Origin of the sequence: Megasphaera micronuciformis F0359 (genome assembly GCF_000165735.1) — a bacterium.
In the GTDB taxonomy this organism is placed as follows: domain Bacteria; phylum Bacillota; class Negativicutes; order Veillonellales; family Megasphaeraceae; genus Megasphaera; species Megasphaera micronuciformis.
Window position 1 is genome coordinate 1 of the sequence record NZ_GL538185.1, and the last position, 17,623, is coordinate 17,623.

Annotated in this window: 23 protein-coding genes; 3 read left to right on the plus strand and 20 right to left on the minus strand. The window is 46.7% G+C overall.

Going from position 1 to position 17,623, the window contains the following annotated elements; translation table 11 throughout:
- The 17 genes from HMPREF9429_RS01845 to HMPREF9429_RS01930 all read right to left on the minus strand — a co-directional run.
- Positions 1-320 (minus strand): HNH endonuclease (locus tag HMPREF9429_RS01845; RefSeq protein WP_006941207.1); only part of this gene is annotated, 320 nt, incomplete at its 3' end.
- A gap of 695 nt (positions 321-1,015) precedes the next feature.
- The gene (locus tag HMPREF9429_RS01850; protein ID WP_006941208.1) at positions 1,016-1,441 is read right to left on the minus strand and encodes an RNA polymerase sigma factor; all 426 of its coding nucleotides are present in this window, start codon (positions 1,439-1,441) and stop codon (positions 1,016-1,018) included.
- Between the two features lies 1 nt (position 1,442).
- Positions 1,443-1,664 carry a hypothetical protein gene (locus HMPREF9429_RS01855; RefSeq protein ID WP_040773347.1) on the minus strand — a complete coding sequence of 74 codons (222 nt, stop codon included), beginning with the start codon at positions 1,662-1,664 and terminating at the stop codon, positions 1,443-1,445.
- Positions 1,665-1,669: 5 nt separating this feature from the next.
- Complete coding sequence (locus HMPREF9429_RS01860) at positions 1,670-2,125, minus strand: class I SAM-dependent methyltransferase (RefSeq protein ID WP_006941210.1); 456 nt, start codon at positions 2,123-2,125, stop codon at positions 1,670-1,672.
- Positions 2,112-2,324 carry a hypothetical protein gene (locus tag HMPREF9429_RS01865; protein ID WP_006941211.1) on the minus strand — a complete coding sequence of 71 codons (213 nt, stop codon included), beginning with the start codon at positions 2,322-2,324 and terminating at the stop codon, positions 2,112-2,114. Before HMPREF9429_RS01865 ends, HMPREF9429_RS01860 begins: the two co-directional genes overlap by 14 nt.
- Positions 2,325-2,535: 211 nt before the next feature.
- Positions 2,536-2,805 (minus strand): DUF3310 domain-containing protein, encoded by a 270-nt coding sequence (locus tag HMPREF9429_RS01875; RefSeq protein ID WP_006941213.1) that lies wholly within the window; start codon positions 2,803-2,805, stop codon positions 2,536-2,538.
- Complete coding sequence (locus HMPREF9429_RS01880) at positions 2,805-3,275, minus strand: hypothetical protein (RefSeq protein WP_006941214.1); 471 nt, start codon at positions 3,273-3,275, stop codon at positions 2,805-2,807. The genes HMPREF9429_RS01875 and HMPREF9429_RS01880 overlap by 1 nt, the downstream gene beginning before the upstream one ends.
- Positions 3,268-4,659, minus strand: coding sequence for a DEAD/DEAH box helicase (locus tag HMPREF9429_RS01885; protein ID WP_006941215.1), 1,392 nt, complete (start codon positions 4,657-4,659; stop codon positions 3,268-3,270). The genes HMPREF9429_RS01880 and HMPREF9429_RS01885 overlap by 8 nt, the downstream gene beginning before the upstream one ends.
- Positions 4,649-4,939 carry a VRR-NUC domain-containing protein gene (locus HMPREF9429_RS01890; RefSeq protein WP_040773350.1) on the minus strand — a complete coding sequence of 97 codons (291 nt, stop codon included), beginning with the start codon at positions 4,937-4,939 and terminating at the stop codon, positions 4,649-4,651. Before HMPREF9429_RS01890 ends, HMPREF9429_RS01885 begins: the two co-directional genes overlap by 11 nt.
- A 340-nt stretch (positions 4,940-5,279) precedes the next feature.
- Positions 5,280-7,760 carry a virulence-associated E family protein gene (locus HMPREF9429_RS01895; protein ID WP_006941217.1) on the minus strand — a complete coding sequence of 827 codons (2,481 nt, stop codon included), beginning with the start codon at positions 7,758-7,760 and terminating at the stop codon, positions 5,280-5,282.
- Positions 7,761-7,765: 5 nt separating this feature from the next.
- On the minus strand, positions 7,766-9,208 hold the full coding sequence (locus HMPREF9429_RS01900; RefSeq protein ID WP_269479164.1) for a DNA polymerase: 1,443 nt from the start codon (positions 9,206-9,208) through the stop codon (positions 7,766-7,768).
- 528 nt (positions 9,209-9,736) lie between these two features.
- Complete coding sequence (locus HMPREF9429_RS01905) at positions 9,737-10,357, minus strand: DUF2815 family protein (protein WP_156780696.1); 621 nt, start codon at positions 10,355-10,357, stop codon at positions 9,737-9,739.
- Positions 10,358-10,375: 18 nt separating this feature from the next.
- Complete coding sequence (locus HMPREF9429_RS01910; RefSeq protein ID WP_006941220.1) at positions 10,376-11,533, minus strand: DUF2800 domain-containing protein; 1,158 nt, start codon at positions 11,531-11,533, stop codon at positions 10,376-10,378.
- Entirely contained in the window at positions 11,533-11,946 is a 414-nt protein-coding gene (locus tag HMPREF9429_RS08825) for a hypothetical protein (RefSeq protein WP_006941221.1), read from the minus strand. Before HMPREF9429_RS08825 ends, HMPREF9429_RS01910 begins: the two co-directional genes overlap by 1 nt.
- A 15-nt stretch (positions 11,947-11,961) precedes the next feature.
- Positions 11,962-12,423: a hypothetical protein gene (locus HMPREF9429_RS01920; protein WP_040773353.1), complete on the minus strand. Its 462-nt coding sequence runs from the start codon at positions 12,421-12,423 to the stop codon at positions 11,962-11,964.
- A 438-nt stretch (positions 12,424-12,861) separates the two neighbouring features.
- Positions 12,862-13,311 (minus strand): dUTP diphosphatase, encoded by a 450-nt coding sequence (dut, locus tag HMPREF9429_RS01925; RefSeq protein ID WP_006941223.1) that lies wholly within the window; start codon positions 13,309-13,311, stop codon positions 12,862-12,864.
- Between the two features lie 10 nt (positions 13,312-13,321).
- Positions 13,322-13,525 carry a helix-turn-helix domain-containing protein gene (locus HMPREF9429_RS01930; RefSeq protein WP_006941224.1) on the minus strand — a complete coding sequence of 68 codons (204 nt, stop codon included), beginning with the start codon at positions 13,523-13,525 and terminating at the stop codon, positions 13,322-13,324.
- A 97-nt stretch (positions 13,526-13,622) separates the two neighbouring features.
- Between HMPREF9429_RS01930 and HMPREF9429_RS01935 the strand changes: the two genes are divergently transcribed.
- Positions 13,623-13,850, plus strand: a complete 228-nt coding sequence (locus tag HMPREF9429_RS01935; RefSeq protein ID WP_198005669.1) for a sterile alpha motif-like domain-containing protein — start codon at positions 13,623-13,625, stop codon at positions 13,848-13,850.
- A gap of 666 nt (positions 13,851-14,516) precedes the next feature.
- On the opposite strand, the gene HMPREF9429_RS01940 is transcribed toward HMPREF9429_RS01935, so the two are convergent.
- The 3 genes from HMPREF9429_RS01940 to HMPREF9429_RS01950 form a co-directional block, all read right to left on the minus strand.
- Positions 14,517-14,858, minus strand: a complete 342-nt coding sequence (locus HMPREF9429_RS01940) for a hypothetical protein (protein ID WP_006941227.1) — start codon at positions 14,856-14,858, stop codon at positions 14,517-14,519.
- A 525-nt stretch (positions 14,859-15,383) separates the two neighbouring features.
- The gene (locus tag HMPREF9429_RS01945; protein WP_006941228.1) at positions 15,384-15,614 is read right to left on the minus strand and encodes a hypothetical protein; all 231 of its coding nucleotides are present in this window, start codon (positions 15,612-15,614) and stop codon (positions 15,384-15,386) included.
- A 42-nt stretch (positions 15,615-15,656) separates the two neighbouring features.
- Positions 15,657-15,857, minus strand: a complete 201-nt coding sequence (locus tag HMPREF9429_RS01950; RefSeq protein ID WP_006941229.1) for a helix-turn-helix transcriptional regulator — start codon at positions 15,855-15,857, stop codon at positions 15,657-15,659.
- A 127-nt stretch (positions 15,858-15,984) separates the two neighbouring features.
- On the opposite strand from HMPREF9429_RS01950, the gene HMPREF9429_RS01955 reads away from it, so the two are divergent.
- Complete coding sequence (locus tag HMPREF9429_RS01955) at positions 15,985-16,641, plus strand: LexA family protein (protein ID WP_006941230.1); 657 nt, start codon at positions 15,985-15,987, stop codon at positions 16,639-16,641.
- Between the two features lie 113 nt (positions 16,642-16,754).
- Positions 16,755-17,480 (plus strand): PDZ domain-containing protein, encoded by a 726-nt coding sequence (locus HMPREF9429_RS01960; RefSeq protein WP_006941231.1) that lies wholly within the window; start codon positions 16,755-16,757, stop codon positions 17,478-17,480.
- Positions 17,481-17,623: the final 143 nt, after the last annotated feature.

The following is a 17,623-nucleotide window of genomic DNA, read 5'->3' on the forward strand; positions in this document are numbered from 1 at the left end:
CGATTGTGGCACACGTGATTCATGGCTTGCCAATTCTTCATATCCCAGAACAGCTTCTGATTGCCTCGGTGCGGAATAACGTGGTCCACCACATCCGCAGGTAGCGGCTGGCCTGATGCCTTGCACCGCTCGCATTCACAGGTAGGATGCTCGGCTAAAAATGCTAACCTGGCCTTGTTCCACTTCGAACCGTAGCCTCGTTTGGCGGCGCTTTGCCGTCTGCTATCGTATGAAGTCTTGCGGTGCTTTTCGCAATACCTGTCACGGGTAAGCTCATGGCAGCCCGGATAACAGCACACGTGTAAACTCTTTTGCGGCATTACCTCACCTCCTTGAAGCGCCGTACCTGGAATGGTTCATGGCATGTTTGGCTGCAACGAAACACTTGCACGCGCCTGTCCCACCGATATGTATTACGTTAGCAGAGCATACACCTTTATGATTGTTTAAGCAGGACCTGCGACAGCATTGTACTTTCGTTTGATTCACCATGACTCTCCTTGATACGACGCCTCAATCATGTATCTAGATTACTAATTACCAAATAGCATTGCGCTTTGATAAATAAGAATAGACTACACCACATGTCGTTTCTCGCGCTCTTTTATACAAGAATTTTCTACATGTAGTATCTTCATCGCTCACAACCTATCCGATGAAATACTTTACAGCTTCTAAAATTAGATATATACTCGAGATGAATTTCGAATTCCATGATACCAAGTAAGACATGGATCACTTCATTTGCATCTTCATCTCTCAAGAAACAGCCCCGGGTCATAACGACTTGGGGCTGTTTCTTTGTTACGGCCCACACAAGCAAACGGCAAAGGCGACGCCTGCAATAGACGCCGCCTCGGCTGTAAATAAAACTACGTTGAAATTAGTAGTTGAGGGCTACCGCAGCAACCCTCATCGAACAGGTCTCCGCAGGGATGACTGCCCCATACTCGCACGGGGGCCCGTAGGCCTTTCCGTACTCTTCACACATACACTATATCATGTCAAGAGTGTATCATTTTAGTACCCCCCCCCCTAAATATTTTTGAAAATTTTTTAACGCTCGATGGTGCAGCCGATGCGTGCTCGGCCACGAAATCCCCATGCTAAACGCTATCGCCTCCCAGCGCTCATTAGAGATGTACCTTCGCGTTAATACTTCTCGCTGCTTTTCACTTTCAATCGCTGCAATAAGGCGCTTTGCCTTTTCCCTTTCGTCAATTAGCCTATCCCAGTCCTCGTTTGCCTTACGAATCAGCTCATCGAGTCTTACAATTTTCCCCGATATATCAATCGGGCTGCCGCCGGTAATCTTATCCCTGCTATAGTCCAACGCCTGTATGCTACAAATATCGTTCCGCAGTTGCGTTATCTCAAGCTCCTTTATTCGTAATCGAGTATCCAAACTTCGAACGTATTCCAAATACTCTTTAGCCGTCATTTCACGCCTCTTCCCAATGCTCGATAAGTTTAAACAGGAACTTAACAATGCCGGCATAAAGTAAAGCCCCCAGTGCCATCGCATAAAACAGGGTCATGTAAACGCCGGCTTCCTGGTTAATACATAAACCAAGAAAAATTAGAATTATCGTTGCAAAATCCACCAATAAAAACGTCCGAATTACAAATTCGATCACAATACCATTTTCTCTAATAAAATTCATAGCTCTCATCCTTTCACAAATATAATCCAGTGAGTCTTTCCTCGTTTATCCCCGAACAAGGGGTGTCGAATTGCTAACTCTAGTACCTGCTTCAAAGGTATCTGGTCTGTACTCCACTTAAATATCAGTACGCCGCCTTTCTTCAAAACTCGGAAACACTCGTAAAAGCCAACTCGTAAATCGCTTTCCCAAGTGTCTTTGTTTAATACCCCGTACTTCTTAGCTAACCAAGAGCTCTTCCCGACTCGAAGTAAATGGGGCGGGTCAAAGACAACCATGTCGTATGTCTCGTTGTAAAACGGAATCGCCCTAAAGTCTCCAACGATATCGGGTTTAACAGTAATCTTTCGTCCGTCGGATAATTCAACCTCTCCTTCTCGGATGTCCATATAAGTTACAAGAGGACTTTCTTTGTCATAATAAAACATACGGCTGCCGCAGCACACATCAAGAATTTTCATTGGCTTCCACTTCCTTGCTTAAAAGGGTCAGCATTTCATTGGATTTTGCATGAAGGACCCCTATCACTTCTTTTATCGCGCCTGCATTATCCGGCTCAATCTCACATCTTGCAATGGCAATGGCGGTAGCAGATATCTTTATGACTATCTCGGTAGCACAAAGCTCCGCTTCTTTTAATTGCAGTAATTTGTTTTCCATGTTTTTCTCTCCTTATCTTGTTATCCACAACACAAATTTTAGGGTTAATATTTCAACAGCAAGCCCAATCGTGGCGACTGCTACACCCAATATCGATAATTTTTCGTTAATGTACGCCCATAACGCGTTTGTTATGGCCAAGGCTACAATTATACTAACGGCTATGGTAAAACCACACAGAAGCCAAAATTCGATAAGATTTTTAGTATTCCTAATCATCAGCGTTTCCTTTCAGAACCATCAACATGTCAATGTACTGTTTGGCTTTCTGTAAATCTTTTAAAGGTGTGCCTTTCTTCGGATATCGGTACAAGTACTTCACAACAGCCCCGAGATAGTACGCCTCTTTACCCTCAGCCCCCTGTGTAAGCTCGCCTATAATTTCTTCGCACACCTTACCTCTCCAGGTATAGTGGTTCGGGCTCTTAATATCGTCGGCTTCAATTTGTCCGTTTATGGGGCTTCTTGATATGTTTGTCATTACGCATCACCCCCAGGGTTTTTAATTATGGAAACAATAACTACCGGTAATTCTTCACCCGCAATGTATACCCGAAGCACCCGATCGTCGTATACATCGATGCTTTTAGCTGACAGCGGCAAATATTCATATAAAAATTCTGACACTAAGATTTCCTGACCCTCTGTGCCATATATAAACTTTTTTGCTTTAATATTTCCCTCTACGATTTTTGTTTCACCAGTATCAAAAACACGTTCCGCTTTACCATTTGTAATTATTTTTCTCATACGTTGGCGTATGTTTTCATTTTTTCGGTCCGCTTTAAATGGATGCGGGCACCCCTTCGGAAGTCTTATGAGAACATACTTCTTGGCAGATACAAACCCTATATCGGGAATGTCTTGGCTATAGAATTTTTCTTCATCTATTTGCGCTATGTTCCATAATTCAAATATTCCCTGCACTAATTTCTTCTGAAGGTTATCCATGCTTTTGTTCTCCTTTCACTTTATCAATTCTTGCTTTTAGACTCTGTAATACGTACTCCTGTGCGTCGGCCTTTCGATTTAATGCTTCCATCATATCCTCATCTCGGGTACCGATACTGATGAGATGATGAATGATGACCTTCTCTCTTTGCCCTTGGCGGTGAAGTCTCTTATTAGCCTGTTGGTATAACTCAAGGCTCCAGTTCAGGCCGAACCATATAACGTGGTTGCCCCCGTCTTGAAGATTCAACCCGTATGCCGTACTTGCAGGATGCGCCAAGAGTACATCAATCTTTCCTTCGTTCCACTCTCGCTCTTCCGTGGCGCCTTTTAACTCCTTTACGATTAATTTCGACTTGTCCAGTGCCGCTTTCAACCGCTCAAGGTCATGCTTGAAGTTATAGAACACCAGTGCCGGCTTTCCGGATAGCTGTTCAATCAGTTCCTTAAACGCTTCAATCTTACAATCATGTATCTCATGTACGTTGCGAAGCTCATCGTATACTGCACCGTTTGCCAGCTGCTGTAATTTCGTTGATAGTGCTGCCGCCGATACGGCTGTAATTTCTTCGCCGCTTTCGACAAGCTCCAGTACCATCCGTGTTTCCATCTCGTCATAATCTCGTTGTGCCTTCGGCGATAATTGCACCGGTACGATATCTTCAATAACAGGCGGTAGCGTCAGGTAGTCTTCCGATTTCATAGACACACACAGATGAGATATGGCTCTAAGTACATCACCTTCTGCCGTATCTTTAGGCTTGTAACTGTAGATAACCGTCTGTGACCGCTGATCGGGTATAAAGTAGTGCTCCCTAAAGCTCGTGTATGTTCGCCCCAGGGACTGCCCTCGATCCAGCAAATAGATTTGCGCCCACAGGTCAATCAACCCTTTAGGTGTAGGCGTTCCCGTAAGAAGTACCATCCGTTTGATGTGATTATACATATGGGCTAACGACTTGAATCGTTTTGCCGCATGGTTTTTAAAGCTGCTGGACTCATCGGCCACTACCATATCAAACGGCCAGTCGTTCTTGTAGTAGTCGACCAGCCAGGTCACATTATCCCGATTGATGATGTAGATATCGGCCGGAGTGTTCAAGGCCTTTACTCTCTTACTAAGGCTCCCCAGGACCGTTGAAATCCGAAGGATTCCAACTCCGTCCCACTTCTGTGCTTCCCGTTGCCATGTCGCTTCGGCTACCTTCTTCGGGGCAATGATTAAAACCTTCTGCACGGCGAAGCGGTTATACTTTAGTTCGTATATTGCCTGTAAGGTGATGATGGTTTTCCCAAGACCCATATCCAGGAAGAGCCCTATCTTCGGCTGTTTTATGACCCTATCAATGCAATAGGCTTGATACGGATGCGGCTTAAACTCCATGTTTCATTGACCTCACATTGAGATATGCGTTCACGGCGTCCATGCCGTACAGGATATGTACGTTGCACTCCATCGCTTGCAGTCGGGCAATCTGTGTGGCCTGTGTTTTTGACAACTGCCCCTTTGCTGTTTTAAGCTCGATGAATTCGATACTGCCGTCAGGCCATATGACAATTCGGTCAGGTACTCCAATATTTCCCGGTGATACAAATTTATAAGCCCGACCGCCCAACTTTTTCACGCCTGCCACTAATTTTTTCTCGATGTCTCTTTCCAGCATTTTCCTATTGACACTCCTTTCCGTTTGTTGTATAATCGCGCGCATATTTTGCGCACACGCGCGCGCCCGTACACTTGCCCGTATTTAAGGGCGTAAAGGACGATATATATCCTTTAATTACTTACTTTTTATACCTTTTAAAATAAATGTTGACATTGTTTACAAGTCCTATAAATATAGATAAACACTAGTTCTATGCGGCAACATTAGGTGTCAACATTCTAAAAGTTTGTTGACATACCTCTGTCAACATTTTCCTGAGAATGTTGACAAAATCGGGTAGAATGTTGACGCTTTTCTAACATGTTGACGGTAGAATGTTGACACATCCCGATATAAATTAAACTGCCTTTTCCGCTTTTTCTTGATTGATTTTAAACCCACGCTGTTTTCCATACTCTCCAAATCTCATAACTTTACTTCCGCCTTCCGTATACGGCGAGTCCATCAGAATTTGATTTATCTCCCGGGTATCGACTTTCTTCATTCGTGCCGGGTCTTGGCCAAAGCATTCGTACCAGACTTCTACCGCACATATACGGTCTCTGTATTCGAGGTCTTCGTCGGGCGTGTGACTGCCCATGGTAAGGTACGTACGTCTGGCCGATCGGCTCATCGTATTCCAGTTTTTCGGTACTTTTTGTAATAAGAACTCATTGATAAGGCCTTGCTTAGAATTAGACTCCATATGGGCCTCTCGTGCTGTTTCTGCTATCTTTAAGGCCGCTTCATTGTCCTCGATAATGAGTGACTCACCATTCTTGTACCTTACGACGGCCTCCGCCCAGATTTGGTCTACTTCACCAGGAAGATTCACATATACGTTCTTCGTAGGCTTCTGCGCCTCGATGTCCACGGGCCAAAAGCGACGATTACCGGTAATATCCTTTAAAAACTCATACTGATTAGAACTTCCGAAAAATACGCAGCGTCTGGGGTACTCTTGTGTTCGCCTACCATACGCTTGCCTGAATACATCTACTTGCCGCGATAAGAATTGCTTTGATGCGTTCTCTTCGGCTCTTGTATACCCTGCCATTTCGCCTGCTTCGATAATCCATTTTCCTTGGATGTTCTCGGCCGCTTCTTTACCTTCAAAAGTTGATAAGCCGTCAGCGTACCACTTCTTACCCATCGTTCGAATTAATGTACTCTTACCGGCTCCCTGACGGCCGATTAATATCGGCATGGTGTCATACTTGCACCCGGGCTCAAACGCCCGTGCTACAGCTGCTGTGAGGGATTTACGGGCTACGGCGCGGGTGTAGACATTGTCCTCTGCCCCAAGGTAGTCGATAAATAGCTTATCGAGTCGTTCTATGCCATCCCATTTAAGGCTGTTCAAGTAATCCAGAACTTCATTAAACCCATTTTGTTCGGCGCACATGATCATCGCATCTTGGACTTTATCACGGCCTGTAACTTCGTATTTATTCTCTAAATACCAACGTAATCCTGCATCGTCAGCATCTGTCCAAAGCCTAGTTCCGGGTGTCATATTCCACGGCAGCGCCCCTTTGGCCACGTACCTTGACGCGAATCGGTCGTAAGCGACACGGCCTGAAAGGGCTTGGTCATGCACGAGTATCTTTAGCATGTTGTCAAGCGTCGGTTTGACCCGTCCGTTGTCGTCATACCGTAATGTCGAGGTCTTCATCCATTCGACATCTGTTAAGGCGTTCGGGTTTAGGTCCGTAATCTCTTGCTTGCCCTTTTCTTCCTTCTGTATGAGGTCGGCAAAGACGTTCTGCGCCGACTCCTGGGCTCTAGCGGCATTAAGCTCGGCTACAACCGCATTATCTTGCATCACAAGCTTACTCATAGCCGTATAAGACGGCAGCTTATGAACGGGCGTGCCGTCTTTGGCTGTCTCGTCCAAGTCGTGGAACTTGTGAAGCCGCACCAAGTCGAAGGCGTTCACGAGCTGACCGCCCCCCGGGTCGGTGTTGTGGTGGCTATATAAGAACTGGCCATCGTCGTAGATAACCGCCCCCGCTACCGTAGAGCCTGTAGCAAAGGTCAGACGGTCCGCGGAGCCTTCAACAGCCGTATACGCATGCGGTAGATACTCGTCGAGAGCCTCACGGATGTTGTAGACCCGGCAGAAGGCTCCGACGATACCGTGCTTCGTCTTCGGGTCCCCCTGCTTAGCTAAGAGCTGCCGTTCACGCTGTGACGCCTCGTGTCCCGGCACTTGCGGCCAGGACCGTACATCGTGCCAATCATCGTATAGCCCCAGCATGCCGTCTGCTGAAAGGAAGCGTTTATCGCCGTAGTGGAAGACGTACTGCGCGTCTTTCGGGCAACTCGGCCAATACATAAGCCTGGATGCCTCAAACGTCGTGCCATCACACATGCCGATGCCTATGAGAGACGCCAGTTTACGGGCTATCGGTTCATATTCGTCAACGGTCATCGTTCGATCCGTCGGTACAACTACCCGTAGCCTCGGACGGTGCTCCGTATGGGACCTCGTTGAGTAGATAGCGTATGCCATGCCGAGACTATCAACCGTACGCACGACATGGTCCGTGTCACCCGGGCTAATCGAGTCCAGATCAAGCGTAATGAGGTCACGACCAGTCACGTTGATAGCCTTACGCTGAAGACCGCTGAGAGTGCCGCCGACGAAGCCGCCGATGTCCTTGAGCTTGCCCTTGTCGGCCTTCTTCATCTTGTGATACTCTTCGACGGTCTCCTCGGTCCGTACAGGGGTCTTGAGGCGGTCGCACAGTTCGGACCAGAGCATCGTTGTCTGTGTCCACTGCATAGACCACCGACTCGCACCTATGCTGATTGATATTTTTTTGTCGTTATTCATCACTATCAATCCTTCATGTAGTAATCATTGGTGAATCCTGCGGCTGTGAGCGCTAATCCTTCCGCCCACGGGATAGGAAGCGCAAACGTCTTCTCGACAATATCCAGATACTCGTCTGCCTCGTCCTTCGGTACTTCTATCACCGCTTCGTCGTGGATGTGCATAATAGCCGGTAGACCGTTGCCTGATAACCGCATCAGTGTAAGAGCTAAGCAGTCACGAGCGACGGCCTGTGTGATGTTTTCAACGAGTTTCCCTCCGTAAGTTGACTCCGTTACCCAGGCGTTATTGAGCTGAGTCTTGAAGTGTACCGCTTCCTTATCGAAGTTATTCAACTTGATGTGCGGATCAGGATAGAAGAGCTTACGCCCAGACGGCAGCTCAATCGTCATATACCGATATCCGTAGAACGGGTCGACTTCCAGGCGAAACGTAATGCCGTGGTCAAGAGTCATCGGATTACCGGTCGTAACCGTGTACACGGCGGCCTTTTCAACCGTGTACCAGAACTTTACGATGTTAGGAGATGCTTGCCGCCAGAGCCCCACGATATTCGGCAGCTCTTCTTCCGTAAGGCCCATATCAAGAGCCCCCATGGCCTTCAAAGCGTTGACCCCGCCTTGATAGCCCAGGGCGAGTTCTGCTACTTTTCCTTTCTGCCTTAAGTGCCCGTTCACGCCGTGCTTCACAACGGGGACCCCGAACATCGAAGAAGCGGATGCACAATAGATGTCGCCACCTTCAGCGAAGACCTTCTGCCGCCACGTCTCGCCGGATAACCAAGCAATAACGCGAGCTTCAATAGCTGAGAAGTCGGCTACGCATAACGTATATCCTTCCTTAGCGATAATGGCCGTTCTGATGAGCTGTGAGAGCGTATCAGATACATCTCCGAATAAGAGCCCCAGGCCTACTCGATTGGAAGCTTTGACGAGGCTACGGGCGGTGTCGAGGTTCGTAATGTAGTTCCTCGGCAGGTTCTGTACTTGTAAGAGCCGACCCGCCCATCGACCGGTTCGGTTCGCCCCGTAGAACTGGAGCGTACCTCGTAGACGGCCGTCTTGACCTGTGGCGCTTGCCATCATCTCGTACTTCGATACGGACGACTTGGCAAGTTTCTTACGGATGGTGAGGACCTTCTTCGCCAGGTCGTCGGCGTCTGTCATGGCTGCGGCCACTGAGTCCTTCGTAAGCTTCTCAAGCTCAAGGTTCGTGTTGGAGTTGAGCCAATCGAGCAGTTGGTTACGACTGTTCGGATTGCTGAGCCCCGTCAGCTCATAGGCCTCTTCTAGGAGCGCCTTCTTGTTCTCTTCGTCGATTGTAAGGGCTCCGTCTACCAGCTGCCGGTCAATGCCAACACCCGTAGCGTTCATACGAATGTCTACTTGCCACTGCTTTTCGACTTCTTCAGGGACAGGGAACGCGGACAGTCTTCTGTAGCACTCCATCTCAGTGACGACGTCTTGCTTGTTGTAGGCGATATACGCCGCCCACTTGTCAGGATCATGCTTCGGCAGGTTTCTCGTGCGGCCGCCGTTCTTCTTCGTCGGCTTACAAGGCACCGAGAAGTACCGTATAAGTGCTGCCCCTGCTTTATCCTTCATCTTGTCTTGAGTAAGCCCCAGGGCCTTGCCGAGTTTTGCTAGACCCATCGGGTACCCGAGATATGCCCCGTGAATCATCGTGCATCTCCACTGTTCGACGAAGGTCTGATACCCGGCACGATTTAAGCAAGTAATTTCAAACTGCGCGTTATATGCATGCTTTATGACTTCGTCTCTTTTAAGGTCGAGTACTACATCATCGGGTATTGTCTCGCCTGACGCCAGGTCTACAACGTGAACCTCCCCGAAGGCGTAGGCATAAGAGAACAGTAATATCTCGAATTCTTCGGATTCGGAATATTTGTAAACGCCGAACGAGATGTCGTTCGGCGAATACGTTTCTATGTCAATGTTGAGGTGCCGCATTTGGGCCTACATCGGCTGACCGGTAATCGGGTTAACCTGCGGAGCCGCATCTACGCCGCCGTATACGTTTGCCGCGCTCCCTTGCGGTGCTCCGAATACTGAAGCTGCAGAAGCGGGGGCTCCTCCGAGGGCTTCACCGTCGCGGACTTTTTGAACAGGCCCTAAGCTGCACGCAATGCCTTGAGATTGGTTATCGTAGTAATAGAACGTTACAAGAACATTGGCGTACATACCAGAGTAAACTTGCGCATGATCGGTAATCGGTGCACCCGTCATATCAACGACTTCAACCTTATACTTGGGGTCTTGCCATGCGGTAAAGACCCAATGACCTTTCGCTTCAGGGCCGAACTCTTTGCCGTTTTGCGTATACCCGTCGCCGTCCCATACGGGGGTTTTCGGCTTAGCCGGTACGCTCTTCGCGCCGTACTTCTGACGGCCTTCTTCAACAGCGGCGGCAATGGCTGCGTCAATTGCTTGTTTTTGCGCTACGTCACTCTTCGGCAGGAGAATCGTAGTCGAGTACTTCGGCTTTGTCTGGTTCGGAGCCGTGTGCGGCTCCATGATATGAACGTAAGACAGACGAACATTCTTGAGTAATACTTCGGTTGCTTTCGGTGTAAACATAGTTAATACCTCCATGAATTAAGAATTAAATACGTCAGCCGCTGTCGGCTGGTTAGTGATTTTGGGTCTTTTATCAGATTCTTCGACAAGGGTCGGCTTACCGGGGTTCTTCACGACGAGATTCCCAACAATCTCTCCGAAGGCCTTCTTACCAACGGCCTTTTCCATTTGAGCCAGTGTCAAAACTCGGCGTTCGTAGAGAACACTCTCATCGATTCCGTTCTTGATGAGAATATCGACCGCCTCGTCTGTATCGGTAAATGCCCTACTACCGCGACCTTCAACAGCCTTCCAACCCGGTACATCTGCACCGGCTAGAGATTCAGACAGCGCATACTCCTTCATATCTTCGAGCCAGGCAGCCATATCACGACCACGCTTTAGATATTCACCAAGTTCCTCAAGCGTAATAAGCCTCGGATCGTGCCGTGCTGACAGCTCAGGATATAATGAGTCATTCGACTCGTACCGCGTCTTGCACTGCTGCTTGGCTCTACAGAAGCGGCACCAATCACCTGCTTCAAACGTTCCGTTGCCCGATATGGCCGCTTCGGCCTTCGGCTTAACGACCGTTTCACCCCATTCGATAAGTTCGTCGGCCGACATCGTGAACTCCGATATGTTGTTAACTCGAGGCTGTACGATAACCATATGGACCGATTTGAAGCGGTACAATAATGACAACTCGTCCATAGCTCCTAGAGCGTAGAGCATCATCTGCGGATTATGATCTGCATCGACCACAACACCCTTACCGTGCTTATAATCGATGACGTGCAGCGTATCGCCGGCTAATATTAAGCAGTCGGCTGTTCCAAAGCCCTCGGGGACGTAGCGACTAAAGTCGACCCTTTTCTCGATAAGTACAGCAGGGGCTATTTCGCACGCCAGCATAATTCCTTTAACGTACTCGAGATAGGCTTCTGACGTTCCTTCCATCTCGTTCTGCCACAGCTCGGACTTCATTATCTTGTTGTGCGCTCTTGTATACGTTCCCTTAGTCATTACGGTCGTATACTTCTTGAGCTTCAGTTCGCAGAGCTCATGCGCAAGCGTGCCCTCTTGCGCATAAACCGATGTAGTATCGGGGAATTCTTTTTCAAGAAGCGGGCTACCGGTGCAGTGCAGCCACCGGTGCGCGCTACTTGCGGATAATACTGCGTGTTGAGTCGGCATTAGATTTGCGCCCCCAATGCCCGTAAGTCAGCTGCAAATACGCCGTATTGGTCTTTCGGAAGGTCGACCAGGCTTACAACTTTGTACTTAGCAAGAAGGGCTTGAAGTTCTGCAAGTTTTGTATTGATGAAGGGCTGCATCGCTACTTGCAGCTCTTCTAATTTATATTCTTTGACGGCGGCAACGGGTACGGCCGCCATCGGATCTTCCGCAGGTTTAGCTTCTTCCTTTGCCGGTTCTTCGGGCTGTACGTCCTGAGTCGTCCAGTTCTTCGGCATTTCTACGGCCGATTCAGGTACCGGCGTAAAGACTTCCTTTGCTTCCTTCCCATTAGTGCTGCTTAACGCGTTTACGAGAGCCTTCATTTCAAACATTACTGATTTCGCGTTTCCTTCAAAGGTGATTTTTAACATAGTTTCATATGCCTCCTATTTTTCAGCTTCAAGTTTCTTAACTAATTGGTCGCGAGCATAAAGCAAGTCTTTAAACTCAACCGACTGATCCGCAAGGATGGTATATACGTCTTCTATGCTGTTCTTGTTAATCCAGTCGCACATAGCTTTTTCGGCTTTACCGACCTCTTTAATAAGTTTATTACGAGCTACTATATGCTCGATGTTCACGAAGTCGACAACTTGACGAGTTACGTTCTCCTCGCTCATGCCCGCGTTAAGCGCTAAGTTAATACCCCCGTCTGACTTCTTAACAATACGGCCGACGGCTAAGCCCCGGCACGTGTCTACGACTACATATTGCCCGATGCTAACGTCATCTAACGGCCCGAGGTCGTCTTCATAGAACTTGAACCAGTATATTCTTCCTATACTGAACCTCGTAATGTCCGTATAATCCATGTCGTTAAAGTTATGTGTCACACCTACGTATTTCATGTACATTCTCCTTTGTGTTATAATATTTGTATCCTCTTATATTTCTTTGCTTTGGTCGCTTCCTAATGCTGCAGGGAGCGGCCATTTTTCTATGCATTCATCGGGGATACAATAATCTTTATTAGGGCAGTTCTCGCAATTCATCTCATTACACCTTTACATCACAGCGAGAACTACTATAAACAAATGGGCTATTATTGCGCCAAAGATAACTTCTATGGCATCTTTATAAGTGAACCGGATGCTTTCGGGATTTTTTACCGGCCTGTTTCTGATTTCGTAGTACCGCCTGTTAACCCAATCAGGCGGCTTTTGTAGGGTTATCGCTTTCAACGCTTACCTCCTTTTTGAATTATGTCGAGCGCTATCCATAACGCCCAGGCAATTACAATTGCGCACGTAATAGTTACCAGTGTATTTACCATTTCAGTTTCCTCCCTATTCTCCGGTGCTCCCGAATCCGCCTTCACCACGATCGGTTTGACTTAATTTATCCGCTTCTTCAAACTCTACCGGGATGTTCCTTTCAATAAGGCCCTGCATGAATCGCTCCCCGGCTCGTATCCATTTCGTTGAATCTCTTCCTGTTGCCGCCTTGAAGATTCCTCTTACTTCTCCTCGATAGCTGCTATCGATAATCCCGACGCAGTTGGCAAGGAATATTTTCTTTTTCGCTCCATAGCTACTTCGCATGAAAAGCTTCATGTGGTAGCCTTCAGGAATTTCAAAGGCAAGTCCTGTCCTTACAAGTGTTGCCGGGCCTTTATGCATAGACCTGATCTCCGTGTCTTCCAGTGCGTAGAAGTCGAAGCAGGCGTTCCCTTGTGTAATAAGGGGTAAGCGGGCCTGGTCGTGAGTCTTTTTTATTTTTATTTTTAAAGGTTCCACGTCTTCTCCTTTAACGGAATCGTTCGCCTTGTCTCATTTCAGCTTTCTTCCGCAGCCACTCGTTGAGAGCCTCTACGTGAATGAGCCTTTTTCCTCCGCGCTGCCCGATTATGAAACTCGGGAAATCAACATCATTTGCTGCCCACCTACTCATTTGTTCGTAGGATACCGAAGCAGCTTTAGCAGCCTCTTCAACTGTCATGCACAACTTCATTGGCACTCAGCTCCTTTTTAATATCTGATAGCTAATTTCAAATGTGGTTTTGTGATTCGTTATGGGGTACACTATTGGGTATAAGGAGGTGATCAAGTTGAAAAAAACACCTGCATTGTCGTTTTATGAGTGGTTAGTTTTGTTCAGGGGCGTTGATAGGCCCATTGGCGATTTAGCACAAGATGCGCTACGAGACCCGGATTTTCCTAAACATAAAAACTTTGAAGAAATCCGTGACCATCTTCAAGCTAAACACGCATCACAAGAGGCGCTGAAAACCCTCGACGACTCCTATGTGTACTACAAACTTGATGAGCTGTTGTAGAGATTTCTAGTCATCAGATTCAGAGAAAGTGTGCACTCTACGTCGTACGCTTTCTCTATTCTTTTGAGCATTTCAACGGCTTTATTAATGGCCTTTTCATTATCTGTGTTTACAGTTACGTTGATTTTCATGTTTTAATCTCCTCTCTTTAATTCGCTAATCAGTAATAACACCGCTGTGGCGATGACAATCGCACACGTTAGATTCACCAGGATGATCATTGACGTCGCCCCTTTCTACCCTTTCAACTACATATTCGATTTCATCCGTCCCATATAAGATATTGAGTGCGACTTCTAGCGGCCGTTCAGGACGAAAGTTGATAAATCGTGCGGTCGGTATTTTCTTTTTCGTTTTAATCACCTTCTTTTTTAGTGATAAAATCACCTCAAAGAAAGGAGGTGATTTTATTGGCTAATGTTTACCACTTTCGAGACTTGTCTCAGGAGATGCAGGCTGCCTTGATTAAATACATCAAATCGCACTTCACGGTTCGCCCCAGCATAAACCCTTACGTATCTGCGTATGGTCTTAAGCAGCGATTTACTCGTCTTGCGCAATCCCCTGAGCACGTTACATCCCAGTGTTTCGCCGAAGCTATGGAGCTTTGCGGTTTTCGGGCTAAACTCATCGGCGACAAGATAACCCCCAACTCTAACTGGCGTTTCAACGTTTACGTTCTAAAAAAGCCTCGAGACTTGAAGTAATCTCATCTCTGGAAAAAGAATCGTTCGGTAAAGGCACGCAGAACGATTCTTTTTTCATGCACAAAGCAATGGCGCCTTCATGATTGCAGACCGCCATACACCCCGAACGAATAGAATCGCAATCCTCGGGAGCATAGACGTTTTTGAACCATGCGTTACGCAAGGTTTCTACCAGCTTTGTCTTACCTAACCCGGGGCCGTAAAAACTGATATGGCTTTTTCCTAAGTTCCGGGCTAATACGTCAATCTGGTCATCTGTTAACATCGAGCGAAGATAATCAATAAAATTAGTTTTTTCCATCCTTTTTATCTCCTTTCATTTTGTAAATCACTACGGTTTCACGGTATAATGCCCGTATGGGAGGTGGTTATGGTGGTAAGGGTTTACCACTTTAGGGATTTATCCCCTGAGATGCAGCGTGCCTTGATTAAATACATCAAGTCGCACTTTACGATTCGCTCCAGTATTAACCCTTACGTATCTGCGTACGGGCTTATGCAGCCGTTTATTCACGCAGTGCGCTCTGAGGAGCGCATCACTTCCCGGTGTTTTACCGAAGCCATGGAGCTCTGCGGCTTTCGGTCCAGGCCCATTGAAAATACAATCCACTCCGAGCCTAACTGGAGATTTAACGTTTATGTCTTACAAACCCCTCGAGACTTGTAAGGCCCCCCGGTTGTTAAAAAAAACCGGAAAGCTCCTTATTTAAATTGGTTTACTGTTGCCCCGTAAGGGGACGGAAACTTGCCGGGCCTTTATGCATAGACCTGCTCTCTGTGTCCGATTTAATCACCGTTACCCCGTAAGGGGACGGAAACGGAAACACTATTTAAAGTTGTGTCGAGCCAGTTTCAGTAGCTCTTCACGAATACCTCTATCAGCCAAGGAGTACAACAAGCTTAAGCGTTCCTGCTCGTCATCAATATCGCTAAGGTACTTCCTGGTTGTTTCTGCTATTCGCTCTCTAATCTCGATGTAAAGATGTAACAGTTTCAAGTGTTTCCTACTGTTAAACGGAGCTTCGTCCATACGAAGCTCTTTTTCTTTTTCTTCCATTTTCTTTTCTCCTTTTCTTATATTTTGTTTATCATGTTAAACTTATTCTGTAAAAAAAATAGAACATAGTCTTTCGTCAAGCGCATCAGCTATTTTAGTTAAAGTGTTGGTTCTAACAACCTTTATTGAACCATTTTCTATTCCAACAATAATTGTTCTAGCTACGTGTGCTTGATGAGCTAATTCGGCCTGGGTTAGACCGGCCGCTTCTCTTACCTCTTTTAACCGATTAGGTATTCCCATCTACTCACCTCCTCTGATTGTCACAAGTTTAACATGATAAACTATGATTGTCAACAATGTTAAACATAAATCTTGTAAATTTGTTTATCATGCTGTACAATCTGATTAATAGAAAGCGAGGTATCTAATGGAGAATATAGGAGATTTAATTAGAGAATATCGCCAAAGCCATGGGCTGAGTATGGAAGAGTTTGGGAAACGAGTTGGATTGAGCAAGGCATATATATCACTAATAGAACGCGGCAAAAACACTCGTTCAAACAAACCCATCGTGCCTTCTATTGATACCATGAAGGCTATTGCCGATGGGCTTGAAATGGATTTAGATGTTCTTTTAAGATCCATTGACCCTTCCCAGAAAATTAAAATCAACAATACTCACCCCAAAGGAGTCCAAATCCCCGTACTTGGCAGAGTCGTAGCGGGAGTGCCCTTAGAAGCCGTCGAGGAGATTCTAGATTACGAAGAGATCACACCGGAGCTTGCGGCAACGGGGGAGTTTTTTGCCTTACAGATTCGCGGCCGATCTATGGAGCCACGGATGCTTGAGGGCGATGTAGTGATAGTTAGGCGTCAAAGTGACGTGGACTCCGGAGATATCGCAATTGTCCTAGTAAACGGCGATGAGGCTACCGTTAAACGAGTCAGTAAGTCCGATAGAGGTATTACCCTTATCGCTACCAACCCAAACGTATACGAGCCACACTTTTACTCCAGTGAAGAAATAAACGACCTTCCCGTTCAGATCCTAGGGAAAGTCGTTGAGTTGAGGGGGAAACTTTAAATATCGGAGGCCAAATGTGCACCGGTTTTTCCGAACATTAGTATGAAAGAGCTTGTATTGAGCACTTTTATAAAACAAAGTGAAATAGATTAAATATAAAAGGAGATAATCATATGTTTAAAAAAACTTTATTGGCCACTCTTGCTATGTCTCTAGTATTACCCTTAAACTCTATGGCGTATTACACCGTTATAAAAAACGCAACCCCCCAGCAAATTCGCGATGCGATTGTTCAGACGGCAGCCCAGAGCGGGCAGCCATTCACTATTGAGTCCTCGACAGACTATGGCATAACTATTGTAACTAACAGCACTTTCGGCGCGGGGCTGTTCGGCGAAATACCCATCGCGGTCGAAGACAAGCATGCCTTCACATTCACTGACGCTCCTAATGGAGTAGGTGTAAACTGCAGTATCATAGAAACTCGCTCGGCAGCTACCGGAGCAAATTTTACGCAACCACTGCCGCCGATAGTTGAGGTTCAAGACCTAGCATCGATAAAAGAGAAATTTGACGGCCTATACTGGTTTGGATTTGACCTCGCTACGAAAAAAGAAAAAGGAGGATACGCGCTCACTGAAGTAACCCCTGGAATGCCGATGGCGCAGGCGGGGTTAGAAGTTGGTGATATTATTCTCAAAATCAACGGGAAAAAAATTCCGAAAAACAAAGCCACAGGGCAGATTGACACTATCATTCTTGGGCAGAACAGACTTGCTCAACAGGTGTGGAACTTTGAGGTCTTAAAAAAGAACGGGCAAAAGCAGACATACTCAGTATCCTCTCAGTTCTATACGCCCGAAGAAATGAAGAAAATCAGAGATTCACTGTATCAATAACTCACATACAAAGTGCCTTGCTGCCACTCTCATAAAAGTCGGGAATGTCGTTGTTTTAACCCATGAATAGCTATTGCATTTAATACTTCCATAGTGTATATTGATGATAGTGAACTATCCCCTTCGCATTGCGCGGCTGGGAT

What these genes read in the sequence shown, in the direction of transcription:
- HMPREF9429_RS01945 (WP_006941228.1), bottom strand. Translation starts at nt 15,614, where the DNA reads ATGGAAGAAAAAGAAAAAGAGCTTCGTATGGACGAAGCTCCGTTTAAC.
- HMPREF9429_RS01900 (WP_269479164.1), bottom strand. Translation starts at nt 9,208, where the DNA reads ATGGAGTGCTACAGAAGACTGTCCGCGTTCCCTGTCCCTGAAGAAGTC.
- HMPREF9429_RS01880 (WP_006941214.1), bottom strand. Translation starts at nt 3,275, where the DNA reads ATGGATAACCTTCAGAAGAAATTAGTGCAGGGAATATTTGAATTATGG.
- HMPREF9429_RS01865 (WP_006941211.1), bottom strand. Translation starts at nt 2,324, where the DNA reads ATGGAAAACAAATTACTGCAATTAAAAGAAGCGGAGCTTTGTGCTACC.
- HMPREF9429_RS01905 (WP_156780696.1), bottom strand. Translation starts at nt 10,357, where the DNA reads ATGTTTACACCGAAAGCAACCGAAGTATTACTCAAGAATGTTCGTCTG.
- HMPREF9429_RS01890 (WP_040773350.1), bottom strand. Translation starts at nt 4,939, where the DNA reads ATGCTGGAAAGAGACATCGAGAAAAAATTAGTGGCAGGCGTGAAAAAG.
- HMPREF9429_RS01850 (WP_006941208.1), bottom strand. Translation starts at nt 1,441, where the DNA reads ATGACGGCTAAAGAGTATTTGGAATACGTTCGAAGTTTGGATACTCGA.
- HMPREF9429_RS01910 (WP_006941220.1), bottom strand. Translation starts at nt 11,533, where the DNA reads ATGCCGACTCAACACGCAGTATTATCCGCAAGTAGCGCGCACCGGTGG.
- HMPREF9429_RS08825 (WP_006941221.1), bottom strand. Translation starts at nt 11,946, where the DNA reads ATGTTAAAAATCACCTTTGAAGGAAACGCGAAATCAGTAATGTTTGAA.
- HMPREF9429_RS01955 (WP_006941230.1), top strand. Translation starts at nt 15,985, where the DNA reads ATGGAGAATATAGGAGATTTAATTAGAGAATATCGCCAAAGCCATGGG.
- HMPREF9429_RS01885 (WP_006941215.1), bottom strand. Translation starts at nt 4,659, where the DNA reads ATGGAGTTTAAGCCGCATCCGTATCAAGCCTATTGCATTGATAGGGTC.
- HMPREF9429_RS01930 (WP_006941224.1), bottom strand. Translation starts at nt 13,525, where the DNA reads ATGAAGTTGTGCATGACAGTTGAAGAGGCTGCTAAAGCTGCTTCGGTA.
- HMPREF9429_RS01895 (WP_006941217.1), bottom strand. Translation starts at nt 7,760, where the DNA reads ATGAATAACGACAAAAAAATATCAATCAGCATAGGTGCGAGTCGGTGG.
- HMPREF9429_RS01860 (WP_006941210.1), bottom strand. Translation starts at nt 2,125, where the DNA reads ATGAAAATTCTTGATGTGTGCTGCGGCAGCCGTATGTTTTATTATGAC.
- HMPREF9429_RS01940 (WP_006941227.1), bottom strand. Translation starts at nt 14,858, where the DNA reads ATGGAAAAAACTAATTTTATTGATTATCTTCGCTCGATGTTAACAGAT.
- HMPREF9429_RS01855 (WP_040773347.1), bottom strand. Translation starts at nt 1,664, where the DNA reads ATGAATTTTATTAGAGAAAATGGTATTGTGATCGAATTTGTAATTCGG.
- HMPREF9429_RS01920 (WP_040773353.1), bottom strand. Translation starts at nt 12,423, where the DNA reads ATGAAATACGTAGGTGTGACACATAACTTTAACGACATGGATTATACG.
- HMPREF9429_RS01960 (WP_006941231.1), top strand. Translation starts at nt 16,755, where the DNA reads ATGTTTAAAAAAACTTTATTGGCCACTCTTGCTATGTCTCTAGTATTA.
- HMPREF9429_RS01950 (WP_006941229.1), bottom strand. Translation starts at nt 15,857, where the DNA reads ATGGGAATACCTAATCGGTTAAAAGAGGTAAGAGAAGCGGCCGGTCTA.
- HMPREF9429_RS01875 (WP_006941213.1), bottom strand. Translation starts at nt 2,805, where the DNA reads ATGACAAACATATCAAGAAGCCCCATAAACGGACAAATTGAAGCCGAC.